This is a genomic window from Microbulbifer variabilis, assembly GCF_023716485.1.
Classification (GTDB): domain Bacteria; phylum Pseudomonadota; class Gammaproteobacteria; order Pseudomonadales; family Cellvibrionaceae; genus Microbulbifer; species Microbulbifer variabilis_B.
The window spans coordinates 1135687-1155280 of the sequence record NZ_CP092418.1 but is presented as its reverse complement, the minus strand read 5'-3'; the positions used below and the strand labels follow the sequence as shown (position 1 = coordinate 1155280).

Below are 19594 nucleotides of genomic sequence, written 5' to 3'. Positions count from 1 at the left end.
TTGACTCTACCCGTTAGATCACCCGGCTTCGGTGTCCTTGACTGTTGCAATTGTCATTCGCCAGTAGTTACCATTTAATGGAACCCATTAAATGGTAATCTTCCTACAGCGGACTTTCACCCCATTAGTTCACGCCCATAGTTGGCGTACCAAATTAATCAACGATTGCCTACGGCTGAAGAGCCAAGTTATTTGTCCGCTATTGAGGCGTTAAACCAAAAAGGAGCTACCCAGTGTATCGATGCATAGTATTTATCCTGATTCTATTTGCAAGTCAGGTTAGAGCAGATTACGGATATACATATAGTGGCGATTTAAATGGTGATGGTATAGCCGATAGAATCATGTCTGGACCATCAGCAATGTTCGGCAATAGTGGCGGCCCTTTTATAATCTATCTAAGTAAGGCGGATGGAACATACATAAATAAAGTTGTGGCATTTCACCCAAAGGCAATTGCTTTCGAAAAATATGAATCCGGCCGTAATAGTCTATGGGGTTATTGGAGACATGGCACGCGGCAAGGAACATTATTCAAATTATCTTTGGATGGTGAGTTCAAGGTAGAGAGCATCACTATAAACCCAATCGGGTCTAATCTTTCGTCGGGTATATATTCGACGGTTTTTGATAAAAAGTCTTTATTGAAAATAAAAAGAGTTGAGGGCTACATGCCACCAGATTATCCATGGGGGAAAGGGTAGAAACACACACTAGGACAGTCAAAGACTGGGGATTATGTCAACAGTAGCGAAAGCTCTATTTCTGACGACTCTTTCTCTTTGATTTATAAGTAAAGGAGTTCAAGCTCTGGGAATTTGCATACAGGTCTTGGAAAACGCTATTTTTAGATCAAAGAGCGGTAATCTTGATATAGAGCATTTGGGTTAGGACTAGATTAGCAGGGTGAGGCTGAGAGGAAGCTTCGACAATCGCCTATTCCGTGTACCCAGTGTTTATCGAGTTGAGCATAAACTTCTTGCACAGCCTCTCATTAGCTGGCTTCTTTGTTTTGGGGCAGCTTGAAAATTAAAGAGCCTGATCTATTCGCCTTCTACTGTAAATATTCCAGCGTAGGGTTCTCGATCAAAGCTGGCTTCTAATTTAATGGATAGCTTTGCATCGATAAGCAACACCTTATTTTTTACAGATACACTTTTTTCCAACTCTCTTCTAGAATCTCTGTCAGCAGATCGAGTTATTTGTATCATAACGTGGTCATTCCAACCTTTGATTGATCACCAAAGCTCTGAATTTCTTTGTGTATTTGTTTTATATTTCTTGGTTGCTAGCGGATAGGAAAATCTATGTTAATACTTAAATCGAGGGGGCATATAAATCTATAACATGAATAGACAGGCAAAACAATTGGGTTGCTCGAAGGAATTTGAGCCTATTTCTGTTTAGGAAATATTGTTAAATCAATAACTTTTTTGGAGGGGGCTGGCGGGTAAAAGGTCTTTAGTGAATGACCTACCCATATAAAATTATTGCTTGCAATCTTTGTTTTGAAAATAATATTATTTAACATGGATAGATACTGGAGATACCGATAAAGAAGATATTGCCAGCATTTATTATTGTTGTGGCCATTAGTGTGCAGGCTAGTTTTTTCGGAAGGATTTTAAAAGATTCTCGCGCCAAAATATAAGCATAGGTTGTTTAAGTTATAGCTTTCCATCTTCATGATGAGCGAAGAATTTTACCTATCCATCAATGACCGAACAAGGTCAGAGAAGTTATTGCCAAGCATGTCAAGTAAGGTGTGGCCGGGGCTCTCATATGCGAAATACTATGAGCTTTCTCATGAACTATTTATTTCCACTGAATTGGTATTTAGGGAAAGCTCGAACTTTAATCAGTTGTCCTATGCCAAATATTTTTTATATCCTTTTATTTCGTTTTGTTAATCGAGCATAGTTTATGGCATTAATGTCTGCAATAAGAGCATATTTAAAAACAGGAGAAAAAAATGGGTTATCACATTACCGTTAATATCGCAAATCATTGTAAGACCGATATTAAATATACCAAAAACATGAATCAATCCGAGGGTAATATTGAGCATGGCCCAGTAGATACTATTCCCGCGTTAACAACCACGAGAGCTTTCACAGGCTGGGCTAAAGGAAGTGACATGGCCGCTGGATATGTCCTTTATTATCTTCCGGGGCAAAGCGGCAGCAAGATGAAGATCAACTACGCAAGCGAAACCGCGATAACTTCGCAAACCGATGGCGAAAAAGCTTATACGGCTTGCGTCTACGTATTCGCGCAGACCCCTAATAAGCCTGGATATAGCGCTGAAACGACGGGTTATTTCTGGGTCATGGATGACGCGATATTAATTTCGAAAAAAAAAGGCGGTAAAGACGAGTACACGGCCACCCTTCACGTATATCCGATAGGGGATCCGTACGAGATGAAGGAAGAAATTGAACCGGTAAGTCCTACCTATTATCTCGACAATCAGACCAAAAAGTGGGTTCATTTATGCGACTACGCTAATCCACATCCATATGAGCTTTTGAATGGGACTACATCGATTGGACCAGGGCAAAAAGTGATGATACTTGATGGCTTTTCTGGAACCCAATGGGAGTCCCCATACGCTAATTTGCAGTACAGTATCGACGAAGACCACACCTTCTCAATCCAACCAGAATCCAATAGTGGATACGATGGCTGGCAACCTACGAGCGTGTCTTGGCCGCAGGGCAAGGGAAACTACAACACCTCGATCGCGGGGAATAATAGCCTGGGCCACACCACCATAACTTTAACGGAGTCCTAACGATTAAGGATTAACTACGCTTCACCGCAATCAATCCATCTTGTAAGACAAGCTCGATTTTATCGTGGATAGAGCTTCTTATTTAAGGGAGTAATTATTTGGGCAACTATTTTGTTTATTAAAAAACTAAAGTGGACACCCTGTTGTTTTTAGTTTTTCTAATTGGTAAGTTCCTCTGGCAATGTTGTTGAGTAGCTCAAAATCTAGTAGCCGGCAGTTTCTAGTTACCGGCTACTACACCAGTCATCGCGGGGGTGCGTAATCAGCCTATCCATGTACTTAACGATAGTCTCGAACTGGTTAAGCCCATATATGAGTCTGTTACCGCCCTGACAGCTTCACTGTAGTAAATTAAACAGAACTTCCCAGTTCAGAGTATGAACTTTCACTACACAACTGCATCTTTGACTCTACCCGTTAGATCACCCATCTTCGGTGTCCTTGGCTGTTGCAGTTGTCATTCGCCAGTAGTTAGCATTTAATGGAACCCATTAAATGGTGACCTTCCTACAGGGGATTTTCACCCCATTAGCTCATGCCCATGCTGGATGTACCAGTAGTCAGCATCGCCCCTTCGGGGCTGGACCTCGCTACGCTCGGCCACTGTTGGCGGAGTTAGATTTTCTACTCATCGGAGATAGGGAATGTCAACGAGAGAAATCTCCAACTATTATGACTCAACAGAACGTAGTGATACTCGAGAAGATTTAATTTTTGCTCTTAGTAAAGTAAAAGGAAGAAATATTGCTGTTGATTGTGGCTGTGGAGCAGGATCAGATATAGCTTATTTGCGCAGTAATAATTTCACGGTTCATGCCTTTGATATCGAGAATGAATCTATATCTAGATGTCGTAAACGATTCAAAGATGATGAGCAGGTTATTCTATCAAGGGATAGTTTTAATACTTTCCATTATCCTGAGTCCTCGCTGGTAGTTGCTGATGCCAGTCTTTTCTTTTGTCCTGAAAAATATTTTGAGTCAGTTTGGTTGAAAATAACTAACTCTTTGACGGAGGGTGGAATCTTTTGCGGTTCATTCCTGGGGCCGAAAGACACAATGGCTGGACCTGAGTATGATAAGGAAGCATTTTGGAATGATACTCTAGTTATGAATGAATCGAAGATTAAAAAACACCTCAGTAACTTTGAGCTATTAAAGTGGACTGAACATGACCTTTCAGGAGAAACTACAGATGGTACACCGCACCATTGGCATATATTCTCCATCGTAGCAAGAAAAAAATCTAAACTGGGTAACCGGTAGTTTCTTGCTACCGGTCCCCACACCACCCATCATGCATGTCCACAATGGGCGGTTCCCTATCCGTAATAAATCTCTTCGAGCAGCTCTTCAATCGAGTTGAATGTCATGGCAGTGCGCTACCTCAACCTTATCCAACTGGAAACATAGCGGTGGTCTAGCCCTGCCTTGTAGCTTATGGATTTTAAGTTCAGTGTACTGATCTAATCCATCCAGACACTTCGCGAAGATGGTAAAACTACCAAGCGAGGTGAAGCATGAAAAAAAAGGGACACGTCGGCATTTCAATCCGGCATTTAAGAAAGACGCCGAAACTCTTGTCTCTAAGAAAGGATATTCGATTTCTAAGATAGTAAAGACTGTAGGAACAACTGCCAATAACCTGAGGCGCTGAATAAAGGACCTGAAGCAGGAAGAGGGAAATTGTTGGGACAAGGTACCGACTGAACGTTTTTTTAGCGGCTTGAAGCGAGAGTGATTAACGGGAAATCTCTATCCGACAAGGAAGAATGCGATAGCAGATGTAATAGCTTATATTGCTTTTTAAAACTCACGCAGAATACATACAACACTGGTGGACCTAGCCCCTATCGAATTTGAGAAATGTGCTTAGAGGAGTGTTCGGTTGGAGTTGAGCACAACAGAATGGGGTGAAAGAACTGAAGTAGGCGTTTAAATTTACTAACGGTGGTTAGAGTCAGGCAATCTGACTTATGTGCGCCACACCCCTGAGCTATTTTTTTAAAGAGTCTAGGCTACCGTAGATTATTAAATTGCAAATAAATATATCTGATTTCCACTTTATAGGAAATCTATAATCTAAAGTAGCTAATAGATTCGCTTTGGGACTTAAAGGGTCTTTAATAAAAAGATAGATAGTGAACCACTGGCTCCCTGGTCAACTATTACATGAAATCAGGTCTCTTAACTCATGAGTAAAGATACAAGATTTTTTCACAGTGTTTTTTCAAAATACGCTGATCTTTCCAAGGAGCAGTGGAAGCTGGCGCTATGTAATGTAACGCAAATGTATACAGCGGATAAGATTAAAATGGTCCCTGTCTCTGAAAGAAAAGGAAGAGGCGAAATTGTAGCTTCAGCGAAAGAATTTGCTGTAAAGAAGTATGCAGAGTACGAGGATTACAGCAAGATAATTAAAGCTAATAGGCGCGGAGGCTGGGTATGTTGATCGTGGCCAGAACCATGATTGCCTTCTCGGTCTTCGTCCTCCCTTTGACGGGGGAAACGGCCACCACATCAGACACGATGCCTGCGACGCTTCCGCCGCTGCAGAACACCCCACTCCCCGATCGGGTTAAGCTGGGATTCCTTCTTTACAACGACCTGAACATCTCGGCCAGGCGTAACACCGGCTGCGTCACCTGTCACGCGCACTCGGCCGGTTTCGCCGATCCACGCAGTGCCGCCGATCCCGTAAACATGCCGGTCTCCCCCGGGTCCGAGCCAGGGAAATTTGGCACGCGTAACGCCCAGACCGCCGCTTACGCGACGTTCAGCCCCCCATTCCACTGGGATGAGCAGAACCAGACCTATGTCGGCGGGCAGTTCTGGGATGGCCGGGCCAACTCGCTGAAAGACCAAGCAATCGGACCGCCACTCAACCCACTGGAGATGGCCATGCCGAACAAAGAGGCGGTCCTCGCGCGCCTCGCGGAGAATCCGGTCTATCTCGAGGCCTTCCGGCGGCTCTACGGCGTAGACCTCAAGTGGCCACAGGTCGAGATGGTCTACCCCAAGTTCGGCGCCGCAATCGGGTCCTTCGAGCCCACTGACGAGTTCGCCGAGTTCAACTCCAAGTACGACTACTACGTTGCAAGCAAGATCGACCTGACCCCGCAGGAACAGTTGGGACTCCAACTGTTTAATGGCAAAGCCAAATGCAGCAACTGCCATAGTAGCAAGCCGCCGGCGAACTACCCGCATGCCCTGTTCACCGACTTCACCTACGACAACCTGGGGCTCCCTGTGAACCCACGAATCGCCGTCCTGCACGGCGTCGTCAGCCTGCCACTCGACCTGGGCCTGGGCGGTAGGCCGGAGATTGCCGCCAAGCATCCCGACGGATCGCAGAATGGTAAATTCAAGGTGCCCACTCTCCGCAACATTGAGATCACCCCACCCTACGGGCACAACGGCGTCTTCGCCACGCTCGAGCAAATCGTCCATTTCTACAACACCCGTGATACGCTCGGTGAAGTGCCCGACGCAACCGACCCGAACTTCGGAATCACCGGCTGGCCCAAACCCGAAGTCCCTAAGAACGTCAACCGGGCCGAGCTGGGCAACCTCGGGCTGACAGACGAAGAGGAAGCTGCGGTCGTGGCGTTCCTGAAGACGTTGACCGACGACGCGTTCGACGAAAAGGACCTCGAACACCCCGAAGGCCAGGCGCCGCTACGCCGTTGACGATAATCAAATTGTCGAGCAGCTTTGGATGCCTGCAGTCCATTCAAATAACGGTGGATCCTATCCAGGTAGTAGACTTTCGGACATCTCGCTCAGCTGGATGGTAGCTAGTGCCACTAAGCATACCGACCTCTTTCTCGATGAAAAATGCCTCCCATACCCAGATAGCTTTGAATCCAACATCAGGGACTGGTTACGAGAGTCAATCAACCTTGAATCTGACTTCTAGACTTTATCCCTATCAACGCCTGATGAATTAGAAACTACCGGATAGTAGGGATATCGGGAAGAGGTTTCGACACAAATTCGAGAGCACTGATCGACGCAACTTACTGCCTGCGGGTTTCAAAACAATCGGGGATTACTTGGCTTTTAGTATCGTTAACCTTGAGCTTAAGCTTGCGCTCAACAAAGCGTTTAATACTCGCCATAACCCGTCCACCCGCGCGTTTAGAGGAAACGACGATCACAAAATTCTCCGCATAGCAGATAAAATTGTGTCAACGTTTTTCCAGTTCTTTGTCTAGCAGGTCGAGTACAATATTGGAAAGCAGCGGCGATAAAGGGCCACCTTGTGGCACCCCCTCATGACAGGCTTTCCAATATCCATCTTCTACACATCCTGCGCGCAAGTAGCTTGCGATCAATTTGAGTAAACGCTTATCGCTGATTCTTTGGCCAAGTAAACTCATAAGGAAATCATGATTTACTCGATCAAAAAATTTAGATAAATCGACATCCTCCGCTATTCGTTTCCCTTCCTCGATATATTTTCTAAGCTTGCTCACTGCATGATACTGTGATCGTTTTGGACGGAAGCCATAGCTAAACTCCGAAAAAATTTTATCGAAGATGGGGTGGATAACTTGGGCAACAGCTTGCTGAATAACACGATCAAAGATCGTAGGTATCCCAAGACCTCGCTGACCACCATCTGGCTAGCGGATGTAGACACGCCTAACGGGAAGCGGTTGATAATGACCTTGCCGAATAATTTCAACAATCTCATCGCCAATTACCTTGAAGTGCCGAACAAACTCATTGATGGTAATCCCATCAATGCCTGTGGCACCTTTATTGCCGGCTGACAACAGATCGATAGGCTGCCCTGTCTTATAACTCGTGGATTTTGGTTGAGGCCTTCACCGTGCTCAAGGTATTAATCTTGGCACTTAGCTACTATGCCGTCGGCTGAGTTCTGTTTAATCACCCTGGTCATTTCTGACCGAGGCTCTGGCTATGTTCCACCATTTTTTCTACTCCACGATAGTGGTGGACCTACTTATGAGTCAGCGCCCACGCTGACAGCTAAACAGATCTCCCTAGATAAGAACGTGAACTTTCACTGCACAGCTGCATCATTGACTCTACCTGTTAGATCACCCAGCTAAACCTTATAGAATGTTTCTGTTCCTAAGCTCGAAGTTTTGCTGGCGGATGTCTCCCCAAAAGACCTCGCGGTATTGCAGTTGCCATTCGCTAGTAGTTAGCATTTAATGGAATCCATTAGCGGTGATCTTCCTACAGGGGACTTTCGCCCTATTAGTCCAGGCCCATGCTGAGTGCACCAAGCGCCTGTAAATTGACCTCCGGCCATTGTCATCTTTTTTGCCAAAACCTTAATAAATAAGGTGACAGTAGCCACCGGCAGTTGAGGCGGGCGTTAGGTGCGTAATATCGACGACCTCTTTGAGAGATGATAATGAAGAAACTCAAAAACGAAAAAGAGATGGTGAAAAAGGCTATAGCACTCGGTACTGCATATGGTACCAAGCGAGGCGTTGTCGAATTCGAAGCTACCGATTCAGCTCACGAGAAACTCGAATATATTTACCGTCTTTTAGTTCACGATAAATTAATTCAACCCCTTCCAGAAGACAAAATATCACAGAAGGCTATCATGCATAGGTTAGCAATATGGGCCTCAAAGCAGTGAAGAGAGGAGTTTTATCGTAAGACCAGGAAGTATTTGGTAGACATACTAAAAGGGCTTAAAAAGTCATAGTCATGGATTAGCAGCCATTAGCGCCGATATTCCTACTTTTCACCACAAATAAAAACTAAACCATGTCCGGCATTGTTTATAGCTTAGGTAAACACCGTAAACACAAAAAAACCGATAAATCGCCAGCCTTAGAAGAAGAGTATGAAGTGGCTTAAGATAAGCCACTTCAGTCACAAACAGCTAATATCCGCTAAAGGGGCAGCGGCATAGGTTTTTCATTCACCTTAAACTCGCTGTCTTTCAGACTGATATTGGAGCTGTAGCCGTCATTGGTTGATACTAACAAACCTTGTTGCTCAAGAGACGCTAATATGGTCGGCACTTGTTGAGCAGCTACTTGCTCCAGCTGCTCTTCACTCATGCCTTGGGTTTGCGGGTTATTTTTCAATTGAGCTTTCATCACTTGTACGGCCATAAATTCAAACAGGGCTTTATCGCCGCTTAGATTGCCGTCAACTAAGGCATGTGACAGCCAGAAAGCCGGATCTAGTGGTTGCTCCGGTAACACGCTAATGCCAACTAAGCTAGTATGAAGGTTACTGTTAAAGCTGCCTTGCGGGAAAGTACCCCGTAAGCTGGTAATATTCACTTGAGGTTCGCCAGCCACTAAAGATAACAGATTAGCGTTCATAAACTCCATAGCCTTAGATCCTGCGTCTTCAGCAGGCAACGTATTGCGTGAGTAGGCAAAATCCTGATAAGACTTCCAAAATTCTTGGCTGATATTGGCGACCTCAATCTCAAGGGCCAGATCTTCACCATGGAATTCAGCTATGTCGACCTTTTTAGAGCCGTAGGCAACCTGCATATTTCCCAGTTGTTTTTCTTGGTTGAATTCAGTACTGCCCTTCACATATAGGTCAGCAATGTCAATATTTTCGTTTTGTTCTCTATCATTTAAACTGATGGCACCAAGGTTAATTGTTATATCAGAATCATAAAAAGCACTTTCAAAGATTGCCTTGAGGGAGGAAGGCATGGTCATATCCATAGTCAACCTTTCAGCCTTGACATCCCTTAACTCAGAAGTGACAGTAAGGCTATCGGCACCCCCCTGGTAAGTTAGTTGCCCATTCTGATATTGCCCTTTACCCTGGAAACCGCTGAAAGTTAACTGAGCTTTATGATCTTCAATATCAGTAGTAAATGGTGTAATGCTGTCGTTATAGTAATAACCACCTAAAACATTCATATTACCATGAAGCTGGTAAAAAGGAGTTTGCTCAGCCCACACCAAATGTTCACGTAATTGATCACCGGCAGCTTCTAGTGTCCAGCCAAGCCATCCGAAACCGGCATGTTCACCGAAGCGAAAGGGGCCGTGGGAAGCACTGAAATCTACTTCTACAGAAAAAGATTCAAGTTCAGGAGGATCTGACACATCCGAGAAAGCATTGAGTTCCATGCTGACCAAAAAGGTGGCCTGGGTTGAAAACCAGGATGAATCCATGCTTTTTATTTCAACCGAATATGCCGAATTTTCATTTGCGGCAGTGACTATTTCATCAATGGATGACTCAAGTTGAATGCCGGCAATTTTCGGTGCAACAACACCAGTAAGCACTGCTGCTGGAAGCAATACACTCAATAATTTCTTCATTAAAATAAATCCAAACTACAAATTGGCTGGGAAGTAAGTCTATTATTATCTCATATTTACAGGCACCTGTAAGTCAAAACATAAAATACTTATTCTTTCTTGGTGTAAACTACAAACGGACACCCCTATAACAACGATATTTAAAGCGGACTCAATGAAACTCACCACATCTACTCCGTAATGTTAGAGCCGGGAAGCCTTCCTCGTCGAAAATGCGAACGCTGTAATTAGTTGTAATTGGTACAAACTTTTATATTCTATAAGGGATCGCATAAATGTAACCGTTGGCAAGTTGAGATTCAGTTTGCTGGGCCACCCGAAAGTATAAATTCATGTATTTGTGATTGTAATTATTGCCTGCATTCAGCTTTAAAGTGCATCACTTACTCTACCCGTTAGATCTACCGGTTTCTGTATCCTTGGCCAGCTCGTAGTTTTTCTATCGACCTCTTCCCCACAAGACCTTGCGGTATTACAGTTGCCATTCACTATTAGTTAGCATTTAATGGAATTCATTAAACGGTGATCTTCCTACAGTGGGCTTTCACCCCATTAGTCTACGCCCATGTTGGGTGTACCAAAGCCATCAACCATTGCCAGCAAAGCTGCCTGGACCTCCGCACTATGTGCTCCAGCCGGTTATGACGGCGTTAAGGCTACAATGAATATTCGAGAATCTATCCAGTCTCAATTTTCCGGAAAAGCTTTCGAAAGACCTTTGTTCTATGCCCACAAAGGAGGTCTTCGTTTTGAGCTTTCCTTAGGTGGAGATTGGCTCGATCAATTTGATTTAGCATTACGTAAATCTCACGAAATATGTGAAGAAATATTCGATAAGGAGATTGTTGCCTGTTACCGTATCTTTAGTAACGAACCCCTAGTTTCTTCTATCTCCACTTTTCGTGAGCTTAGAAACATTGGATTATTTCCCAAGAAAGTGAAAGAGAAAGAGCACTGGCTTGAGCGTGTAGCGGTAGATGAAGGCTGGATTGAGGGGGAAACTGAAGATTACTGGCATACAATTGCGATAAAACTACCCAAATCAAGTCTGAAGAAGCTACTTTGGTGCAGCATGGCACAAGACTTAGGCGTCAAGCCATGTCCGCTAGTAAACATCTACCTCTTTGATCTAACTAAAGGAGTTGAAGCTTGGCCTTATGATGTTCGAGGCATGGACGTTATTGGCAACAAGGCCATACTGTTTCAGCTATACAAGAAATTCGACTCATACCTTCTCGACTACGATAGAGAGATGATGGACACGAATTTTGGCTAACGCCTTAAATCGGGGGGCACAGTCCCCTGATTTATCCTCCGCACCACTCCCCATATGAATCCCAATCCCAGCTCTCTCTATCTTGCATCGCCTTTTCACCTATTTTATTGCGCCATACATGTCTTAAATATCTCCATTTATTGACACAAAATTAAGTTTTCCGATCACTGACGTTAATTATCACAGAATTCCATCTAATAAAAAGTAAAGGTATAAGAATTAAACGTTCCTTAGTGATACTGGCGTAATCTTGGACTAAGCCTTATAAACAGTGAACAAGCAAACAAGGATTTTGGGAGCTAGCAGGCACCTCGTTGAAGTAGAGGGCAACTCAAAAGTATTCCATTCGTTTTCTGTACCAGAAATCGTTCCTATCAAAAAAATACCAAGTATTTTCGCGGCGGTACTAAGAATCAATTCGGGCGTGACCCATAAGAAAAACGGGGAGAAAGAAGTTGAACTACCCAGAGCAGCTCAACCCGGAAGTGTGGCCTCTTGTCGTTTATTGCCTCGCTGTACTCGCACTAATTGTCCTGATGCTGAGCCTTTCCTATTTTCTCGGGCAGAAGAGAAGAGATCCCGCAACAGATGAACCTTTTGAATCCGGGATTATCTCCCAGGGCAGTGCTCGCCTGCGAATTTCAGTTGCCTACTATTTGGTTGCCATTTTATTCATTGTATTCGACCTGGAAGCGGTTTATCTGTTTAGCTGGTCAATTGCCTTCTTTGAGACCGGACTTCTCGGCTTTATCGAAGCCACAATCTTTATTGTCATCCTACTGGTAGGGCTGATCTACCTATGGCGCCTGGGTGCATTGGAGTGGGGCGGACAACAAAAAAGTTTGATTGGCCGCAAAAATAATCAATAAAGAAACCAGGAAAACACCATGCGCTGGCAGCTGAGTAAGGCAGATGATGTCATCGCCTCTGACTCCCGTAAGTCAAGTGGCGAGGAATTCGAAGAAGACCTGCAAAAAAATGTTCTACTCGCCAAGTTGGAAGAGTTAGTCGCCTGGGGACGCTCTAATTCACTTTGGCCATTTAACTTCGGGCTTTCCTGCTGCTATGTGGAAATGGCCACTGCATTTACCAGCCGCCATGATATCTCCCGTTTCGGCGCAGAAGTCATTCGTGCAACGCCACGGCAAGCTGATCTTATTGTAATTTCTGGCACCGTATTCCTAAAAATGGCGCCTGTGGTACAGCGGCTCTACGAACAAATGATCGAGCCTCGCTGGGTGATATCCATGGGCTCTTGTGCCAACTCTGGCGGCATGTACGACATTTACAGCGTGGTGCAAGGTGTCGATAAATTTTTGCCTGTTGATGTCTATGTCCCCGGGTGCCCCCCACGCCCAGAAGCATTACTGCAGGGTCTCACTCTGCTACAAAAATCCGTTGCTGCCGAGCGCAGAAATTTCAGTTGGGTAGTGGACGAACATGGAACCAGAAAAGTAGCCAAACCAAGCCAGCGGGATTTGCATCGAGAAGAACGGATGCGTACGGAACTATTGCGCTCTCCAGATACGGTTTAAAGCTTAAAGCGCTCTAATAAAACAATAACAATGGGACCCTCATGACAGGCGTTATAGCAAAAAGTATTCACAGTGAGACTGCCTATAGCAAGGAGGCTGAGCTATTCCTGCGTGATCTCGACCAGGAATATCATTTGCACAATTACTGGTTACAACCAAATTGTGGAGATATGCCCACTCTATGGGTAGATGCCCAGTCCCTGATTCCCATATTGCAATTTCTCAAGGTAGATATTTCTCGTCCATTCGCCATGCTTTACGACCTCAGCGCAATAGATGAGCGCTTGCGAGTAAACCGCGGAGAAGGACCAGAAAAGCAGCCAGCTAGTGATTTTACCCTGGTCTACCAACTCCTATCTTTCACTCGCAATTTATTTATCCGCATTAAGGTCGCTCTGGCCGAATCCAAGCTTTCAGTGCCATCAATTGATGACATTTGGCAAAACGCCAACTGGTATGAGCGGGAGGTTTGGGACCTCTTTGGGATTAATTTCGAAGGGCATCCACATTTGCGCCGGATTATGATGCCCACTACCTGGAAAGGACATCCCCTGCGTAAGGATCATCATGCACGCGCCACAGAAGTAGACCCTTTCAGTCTTTCTGAAGAAAAAGAGCGTAAGGAGCAAGAGGCACTATTATTTCGCCCTGAAGATTGGGGCATGGCTCGTGCCAATGAAGACTCAGAATTTATGTTTCTAAATTTGGGGCCAAACCACCCCAGTGTGCATGGCGTTTTTCGCATCGCCCTGCAACTCGATGGTGAACAAATAGTGGATGCGGTACCGGATATCGGTTATCACCATCGCGGCGCAGAAAAAATGGCAGAACGCCAAGCCTGGCACACCTATGTGCCCTATACAGATCGCATTGATTACCTGGGTGGCGTTATGAATAACCTGCCCTACGTATTGGCTCTGGAGCAACTCGCCGGAATTCAGGTGCCCGAACGTGCCCAGGTTATTCGTGTAATGATGTGCGAGTTTTTCCGCATTTCCAGCCATCTCGTCTTTTTCGGCACCTTTGCTCAGGACGTCGGACAGATGTCCCCTGTCTTTTACATGTTTATCGACCGAGAGAAACTTTTTGGCATAGTCGAGGCCATCACTGGTGGGCGTATGCATCCGGCCTGGTTTCGGATCGGCGGTGTAGCTCAGGATCTACCAGAGGGTTGGGAAAAGATGGTCCGGGAATTTCTCGACTATATGCCACAACGCTTGCGCGATTACGACGGGATGGTAATCAAAAATAAACTGCTACAAAAACGTACACGGGGCATCGGCGTCTACAATACCGCTGAAGCACTGGAGTGGGGAGTGACGGGTCCCGGTCTGCGCGCAACCGGGCTTGAATGGGATTTACGCAAAAAACGCCCTTACAGTGGCTATGACCAATTTGAATTCGATATTCCCAGCTATGATGGTGGTGATTGTTTTGATCGGTGTCGTGTGCGAGTGGATGAAATGTGGCAGAGCCTGCGCATTATCCGTCAGTGCCTGGAAAATATGCCAGCTGGGCCCTATAAATCCGATCACCCATTGACGACGCCTCCACGAAAGGGGCGCACTATGCAGGATATAGAAACCCTCATCCAACACTTTGTAAATAACAGTTGGGGACCTGTAATGCCCGCCGGTGAGGTGTGTTTCCCAATCGAAGCCACTAAAGGCCTCAACAGTTATCAAATTGTCAGCGATGGAGGGACGACATCATACCGCACCAGAATACGCACCCCCTCATTCCCACATTTACAAATGATTCCACTTATGTCACGGGGGCTGTTAATTGCGGATCTTATTGCAATCATTGCCAGTATTGACTTTGTTATGGCAGATGTTGACCGATAACAACAATAAATTCAGCTGAGATTATGGGGAGATTTATGAAATACAGGATTCGATGCTCTTATGTCGCAGTAACCACCGACGGCAGTAGCATCTTCTAGATGCCTCCGTGATTCGACCATAGGAGGCGAAAATGTCCAGCGTACTAGAACCGGAACTGATCGAAGTAATGGAGCAAAGTAACAAGGATCCAGAAGAACTCTCCGAAACCCTCACCGATGAGGAAAAGCGAGAAATTGATGAAGAGGCCTCTCACTATGAGGGAAAATCTTCTGTGGGTTTAGAAGCACTTAGAATCGTACAAAAGTATCGGGGCTGGATTTCAGACGGTAGTCTACAGGCCATTGCAAACTACTTGGACATGCCTGTAGCTCAACTGGAGAGCGTAGCCACTTATTTTCAACTGATTTTTCGTCAGCCCGTTGGGAAAGAAGTGATCTTGCTTTGTAAAAGTGCCAGCTGCTGGGTTATGGGCTGTGATCAGTTACAAAAACACATAAGCCAGAGTCTACAAATTGAACCAGGCCAGACAACTAAGGATGGAATATTTACTCTACTAGAGGCTCCCTGCTTAGGCGACTGTGATAAAGCGCCTGTACTCATGCTGGGAGAGGAAATGTATAGAAACCTCGATGAATCAGCTATCGACGCACTAATCGATAAAAAGAAACAAATCCATGCTGACAAATCCTCTCACTAAAAATATCTCCAAAGAAAATACCGCAGCAGATATCACCCAGTACCTGGATAATGATGGTTACCAAGGATGGCGAAAAGCGCACTCTATGGTACCGGATGACATTATCAATCTTGTCAAAGATGGCGGGTTACGTGGACGCGGTGGGGCGGGATTTAACACTGGATTGAAGTGGAGCTTTGTTCCCCGAGGCGAAGGATCCCCTGAGCAAAAGTTTGTTGTCTGCAACGCAGATGAAATGGAGCCGGGCACATTCAAAGACCGCCTCCTTATGGAGCGTGATCCACATTTATTATTAGAAGGGATGGCAATTGCTGCCTACGCCATAGGCGCATCCATTGGTTACATATTCATTCGCGGGGAATATCACCTGGCAGCAGAACGCCTGGAGCGAGCAATAGAGGAAGCAAAATCTCAAGGTCTTATCGGAAAAAATATTTTTGATAGTGATTTTTCATTGGAAATTTTTGTGCATCGCAGTGCAGGTAATTATATCTGCGGTGAAGAGACAGCGCTTCTCAATGCTCTTGAGGGGCAACGTGCAATCCCCAGAGCTAAACCACCATTCCCTCAAGTAAGTGGCTTATGGGGTAAACCTACGGTTGTAAATAATGTAGAAACCTTCTGCAATATACCCCATTTGGTAGCATATGGAGTCGACTGGTACCGTGGCTTGGGCGTCGGACAGGATGCTGGCAGTAAAATATTTGGCGTCAGCGGCAAAGTCAAAAATCCCGGCACTTGGGAATTGCCAATGGGTACCCCTATTCGCGAAATTATTGAACAGTATGCCGGTGGCATGAGAGATGGACTTCGGCTAAAAGGCTTCCTACCAGGCGGAGGATCTACTGATTTCCTGGGGCCCGATCACCTCGATCTCCCTATGGATTATGACGTGATCGGCAAGGCTGGTAGCCGTATGGGGACCGGTACAATTATTGTGTTAGATGATAAAACCTGTCCTATTGGGCTGGTACTAAATCTTACACAGTTTTTTGCGCGCGAATCCTGTGGATGGTGTACTCCTTGCCGAGATGGCTTGCCCTGGATTGTGAAAGTTCTACAAAGAATCGAGAGTGGGGAAGGTCTGCCCGAAGACCTTGAATTGCTACATGAGCAATGTAAGCGTATTGCCCCAGGTAAAACTTTCTGTGCATTGGCTCCTGGGGCAGCTGAACCCATTCAGAGTTCCCTCAAACTATTTGAACAGGACTATATAGATCATATCAAGAAAGGCTGTTGCCCCTATAAATAACTAGCGAAAGAGATTGGCCGGACTCCCAATAATATCAAATAAATAATGGATTAACGATGCCAACCATAACGATCGATGGCGAGAAGTATCAGGTTGATGGCGATCAAAATCTTCTCAGCAGCTGTCTGACTGTAGGTCTAAATGTCCCCTATTTTTGCTGGCACCCTGAAATGGGCTCGGTAGGTGCCTGCCGGCAATGTGCCATGATCGAATATAAAGACAGTGAAGACCAATCGGGTCGATTAATTATGAGCTGTATGACACCAGTTCGAGATGGTGGTATCTACAGTGTCAATGCCGAGGCAGCAAAAGAATTTCGCGGCAGTATCATTGAAGACCTGATGACCAATCATCCCCACGACTGTCCAGTTTGTGAGGAAGGTGGTGAGTGTCACTTGCAGGATATGACTGAAATGTCAGGTCACACCATGCGCCGCTATAGGGGCACCAAGCGTACACATCGCAATCAATATCTTGGCCCATTTATCAATCATGAAATGAATCGGTGTATTACGTGCTACCGTTGTGTACGGTTTTACAACGATTATGCTGGAGGGAGTGATTTACAGGCACTCGGTCGTAATCATCAGGTTTATTTTGGTCGTCAAGAAGAAGGTCGCCTACAAAATGGCTTCAGCGGAAACTTGGTTGAAATCTGCCCTACCGGTGTATTCACTGATAAAACATTCAGTGCACATTTTGTTAGAAAATGGGATCTACAAACAGCGCCTTCGGTTTGTGAACACTGTGCAGTAGGGTGTAACACTGCACCTGGTGCAAGAGAATCCAGCAATGGTAACGACCCTGTACTAAGGCGTATTACCAATCTCTTCCACCACGATATAAACGGTTACTTTCTCTGCGATCGAGGTCGTTTCGGGTACGAATATGTCAATGGCTCAACACGCATTGATCAGGTATTGAGTGTACATGATGAGGAGCTTATTAGCTCCACCGCAGATTCAAAAGATAAACTTCACTGTAAAGTAAACCCCCGCGATGGTGTTCTACACCTATCGGTGCAAGTCACCGCAGCTCAACGCCAACTCCGCCGGATCATTGGCGTTGGCTCTCCCCGAGCATCAATAGAAAATAATTTTGCTCTACAGCAACTAGTTGGAGCCGACAATTTCTTTTCTGGGCTAAACCGTCTCGATCAGCAGTTATTGCAACAGATCAACGCTATACAGAGTGACGACCGAGTAAAAAGTCCCAATACTCCAGAAATAGAATCCGCAGATGCGGTTCTGATAATCGGTGAAGATATCTATAACACGGCGCCCCGTATTGCCTTGGCTGTGCGTCAAGCAGCACGTAATCGTCAAAAAAAGCAGGCTCAAAATTTAAAAATTCCTTTGTGGCAAGATGCTTCCGTAAGACAACTAGAGGGTGATCCCAGCCCGATTATTTTTATAGGAACAGAGCTTACCGACCTCACAGATATAGCCAAAACTACCCTGTTTGAGTCACCAGAAAAAGTTGTACAGTTTACTAATGCACTCACTGAGGAAATCAAAAATTCTAACAACCAGGGAACTGAAAATACCTCAGAACTACAGAAACAGATTAGACGCGTGGCTCAAATACTGGAAAACGCAAATAATCCACTGATTATATCCGGAGTATCCAGCAGGCATCCCAACACTTTAAGCGCCGTAGCCAATCTGGCTTGCGTAATAAGCGATCGCAAAAAGTCACCCACTAATCTGTATTTAAACTGTGGCGAAGTTAACAGCTTGGGATTAATTCAGCTTGTTAATGAAAGTGATAACAATCTGGATCAGCTCTTGGAGTCACTGACAACAACAAAGAATACTATTCCAACCAGTCTTGTTGTGCTGGAAAATGATCTATATCGGCGACTGGATACACCATCTGCAGAGAAGATTTTTTCTCTAGTGGATGAAGTTATTCTGATGGATTCTCTACTTACGCCTACCGCCAAGAGAGCCAACTGGATCTTCCCAGCATCTACAACAGCCGAATCACAGGGTACTTATATAAATAATAATGGTTTAGCCCAGCGATTTTATGCAGTCTATGAAGGCAAAGGATACATTCAGGAGAGCTGGCGCTGGCTTGTGGATGCTGTAGATTTCTGTACTGAGAAGTCCGCTAACCTCTCAGTGATCAACAGCTGGAAGCACAGTACAGATCTCAGTAATGCCATAGCGAAGGAGTTCACGACACTGGGGGTTCTCGCTGATCTCGGCCCCAATGAAGACTATCGCATAGATGGTCTTAAGATCGCTCGACAAAGTGCCCGTTATAGTGGGCGTACCGCTATCCACGCCCAACAACATGTTTCAGAAACACCCCCCATTAAAGATCCTGATGCTCCCATGAGCTTCAGTATGGAAGGCATACACAATCCCAATAAAACTCCACTCCAGGCAAATATTTGGTCACCAGGATGGAACTCCAACCAATCTATCTTTAAGTTTCAACAACAAGTTGGTGGTGAGCGTAAAGGGGGGCCGTCAGGAAAAAGAATTGAACGAGCTCCACGACCTATCTCTGAATACCTCCCCTCTAGTGGTGAATTAGAGCATCCATCAGAAACCTCCAATAAAGTACAGATGCTTCCCATTTATCGCCTCTTTGGTAGTGAGGAACTCAGTAACCAATCAATGTCTCTCTCTGAAATTATTGACGCTCCATTTATATTAATACATCCAGATACCCTAGCTCACTACACTCTGACTATGGGAGAACTGGTAGATATAGAAACTAGCAATGACACCCATAGAGCAGAAATAAGACCCTGCAACACCATACCCCATGGGTGTATTGGTGTGCCTTTTGGATTACCGGGAATGGAGACCCTGGCTCCTCAGATTCCTGGCTATGCCTCTCTACGTCCGGCAGTGGCACCTATGATTAGCGAGGATCAATAAGC

General features: G+C 45.2%; 18 protein-coding genes. 15 read left to right on the top strand and 3 right to left on the bottom strand.

Going from position 1 to position 19594, the window contains the following annotated elements:
- Positions 1-233 precede the first annotated feature (233 nt).
- The 6 genes from MJO52_RS05050 to MJO52_RS21375 all read left to right on the top strand — a co-directional run bounded on the left by MJO52_RS05050 (position 234) and on the right by MJO52_RS21375 (position 6712).
- Complete coding sequence (locus MJO52_RS05050; RefSeq protein ID WP_252084857.1) at positions 234-704, top strand: hypothetical protein; 471 nt, start codon at positions 234-236, stop codon at positions 702-704.
- Positions 705-1972: 1268 nt separating this feature from the next.
- Complete coding sequence (locus tag MJO52_RS05045; RefSeq protein ID WP_252084856.1) at positions 1973-2794, top strand: hypothetical protein; 822 nt, start codon at positions 1973-1975, stop codon at positions 2792-2794.
- A 644-nt stretch (positions 2795-3438) separates the two neighbouring features.
- A complete protein-coding gene (locus tag MJO52_RS05040; protein ID WP_252084855.1) occupies positions 3439-4059 on the top strand; it encodes a class I SAM-dependent methyltransferase in 621 nt (206 codons plus the stop codon).
- Positions 4060-4987: 928 nt separating this feature from the next.
- On the top strand, positions 4988-5245 hold the full coding sequence (locus MJO52_RS05035; RefSeq protein ID WP_252084854.1) for a hypothetical protein: 258 nt from the start codon (positions 4988-4990) through the stop codon (positions 5243-5245).
- Positions 5239-6483: a cytochrome-c peroxidase gene (locus tag MJO52_RS05030; RefSeq protein ID WP_252084853.1), complete on the top strand. Its 1245-nt coding sequence runs from the start codon at positions 5239-5241 to the stop codon at positions 6481-6483. Before MJO52_RS05035 ends, MJO52_RS05030 begins: the two co-directional genes overlap by 7 nt.
- A 28-nt stretch (positions 6484-6511) precedes the next feature.
- Positions 6512-6712 carry a hypothetical protein gene (locus MJO52_RS21375; RefSeq protein ID WP_353505467.1) on the top strand — a complete coding sequence of 67 codons (201 nt, stop codon included), beginning with the start codon at positions 6512-6514 and terminating at the stop codon, positions 6710-6712.
- Positions 6713-6812: 100 nt separating this feature from the next.
- Here the strand turns inward: MJO52_RS21375 and MJO52_RS05025 are convergent, their stop codons facing one another.
- Both MJO52_RS05025 and MJO52_RS05020 read right to left on the bottom strand, forming a co-directional pair.
- Entirely contained in the window at positions 6813-6953 is a 141-nt protein-coding gene (locus tag MJO52_RS05025) for a hypothetical protein (RefSeq protein ID WP_252084852.1), read from the bottom strand.
- A 30-nt stretch (positions 6954-6983) separates the two neighbouring features.
- Entirely contained in the window at positions 6984-7370 is a 387-nt protein-coding gene (locus MJO52_RS05020) for a reverse transcriptase domain-containing protein (RefSeq protein WP_252085973.1), read from the bottom strand.
- Between MJO52_RS05020 and MJO52_RS05015 the strand changes: the two genes are divergently transcribed.
- Together MJO52_RS05015 and MJO52_RS05010 are read left to right on the top strand one after the other, a co-directional pair.
- Positions 7350-7571, top strand: a complete 222-nt coding sequence (locus MJO52_RS05015) for a hypothetical protein (protein ID WP_252084851.1) — start codon at positions 7350-7352, stop codon at positions 7569-7571. The genes MJO52_RS05020 and MJO52_RS05015 overlap by 21 nt on opposite strands.
- A 614-nt stretch (positions 7572-8185) precedes the next feature.
- Complete coding sequence (locus MJO52_RS05010; RefSeq protein ID WP_252084850.1) at positions 8186-8419, top strand: DUF5062 family protein; 234 nt, start codon at positions 8186-8188, stop codon at positions 8417-8419.
- Positions 8420-8678: 259 nt separating this feature from the next.
- On the opposite strand, the gene MJO52_RS05005 is transcribed toward MJO52_RS05010, so the two are convergent.
- Complete coding sequence (locus MJO52_RS05005) at positions 8679-10088, bottom strand: YdgA family protein (RefSeq protein ID WP_252084849.1); 1410 nt, start codon at positions 10086-10088, stop codon at positions 8679-8681.
- 565 nt (positions 10089-10653) lie between these two features.
- Between MJO52_RS05005 and MJO52_RS05000 the strand changes: the two genes are divergently transcribed.
- From MJO52_RS05000 to nuoG, 7 genes are all read left to right on the top strand, one after another.
- Entirely contained in the window at positions 10654-11364 is a 711-nt protein-coding gene (locus MJO52_RS05000; protein WP_252084848.1) for a DUF3885 domain-containing protein, read from the top strand.
- A 455-nt stretch (positions 11365-11819) separates the two neighbouring features.
- Positions 11820-12233, top strand: a complete 414-nt coding sequence (ndhC, locus tag MJO52_RS04995) for an NADH-quinone oxidoreductase subunit A (protein ID WP_252084847.1) — start codon at positions 11820-11822, stop codon at positions 12231-12233.
- Positions 12234-12251: 18 nt separating this feature from the next.
- Positions 12252-12899 carry a NuoB/complex I 20 kDa subunit family protein gene (locus MJO52_RS04990; protein ID WP_252084846.1) on the top strand — a complete coding sequence of 216 codons (648 nt, stop codon included), beginning with the start codon at positions 12252-12254 and terminating at the stop codon, positions 12897-12899.
- Positions 12900-12940: 41 nt separating this feature from the next.
- Positions 12941-14746: an NADH-quinone oxidoreductase subunit C/D gene (gene nuoC, locus MJO52_RS04985; protein WP_252084845.1), complete on the top strand. Its 1806-nt coding sequence runs from the start codon at positions 12941-12943 to the stop codon at positions 14744-14746.
- 130 nt (positions 14747-14876) lie between these two features.
- The gene (gene nuoE / locus MJO52_RS04980; RefSeq protein WP_252084844.1) at positions 14877-15443 is read left to right on the top strand and encodes an NADH-quinone oxidoreductase subunit NuoE; all 567 of its coding nucleotides are present in this window, start codon (positions 14877-14879) and stop codon (positions 15441-15443) included.
- Positions 15421-16695, top strand: a complete 1275-nt coding sequence (nuoF, locus tag MJO52_RS04975) for an NADH-quinone oxidoreductase subunit NuoF (protein WP_252084843.1) — start codon at positions 15421-15423, stop codon at positions 16693-16695. The genes nuoE and nuoF overlap by 23 nt, the downstream gene beginning before the upstream one ends.
- A 56-nt stretch (positions 16696-16751) precedes the next feature.
- The gene (nuoG, locus tag MJO52_RS04970) at positions 16752-19592 is read left to right on the top strand and encodes an NADH-quinone oxidoreductase subunit NuoG (protein WP_252084842.1); all 2841 of its coding nucleotides are present in this window, start codon (positions 16752-16754) and stop codon (positions 19590-19592) included.
- Positions 19593-19594: the final 2 nt, after the last annotated feature.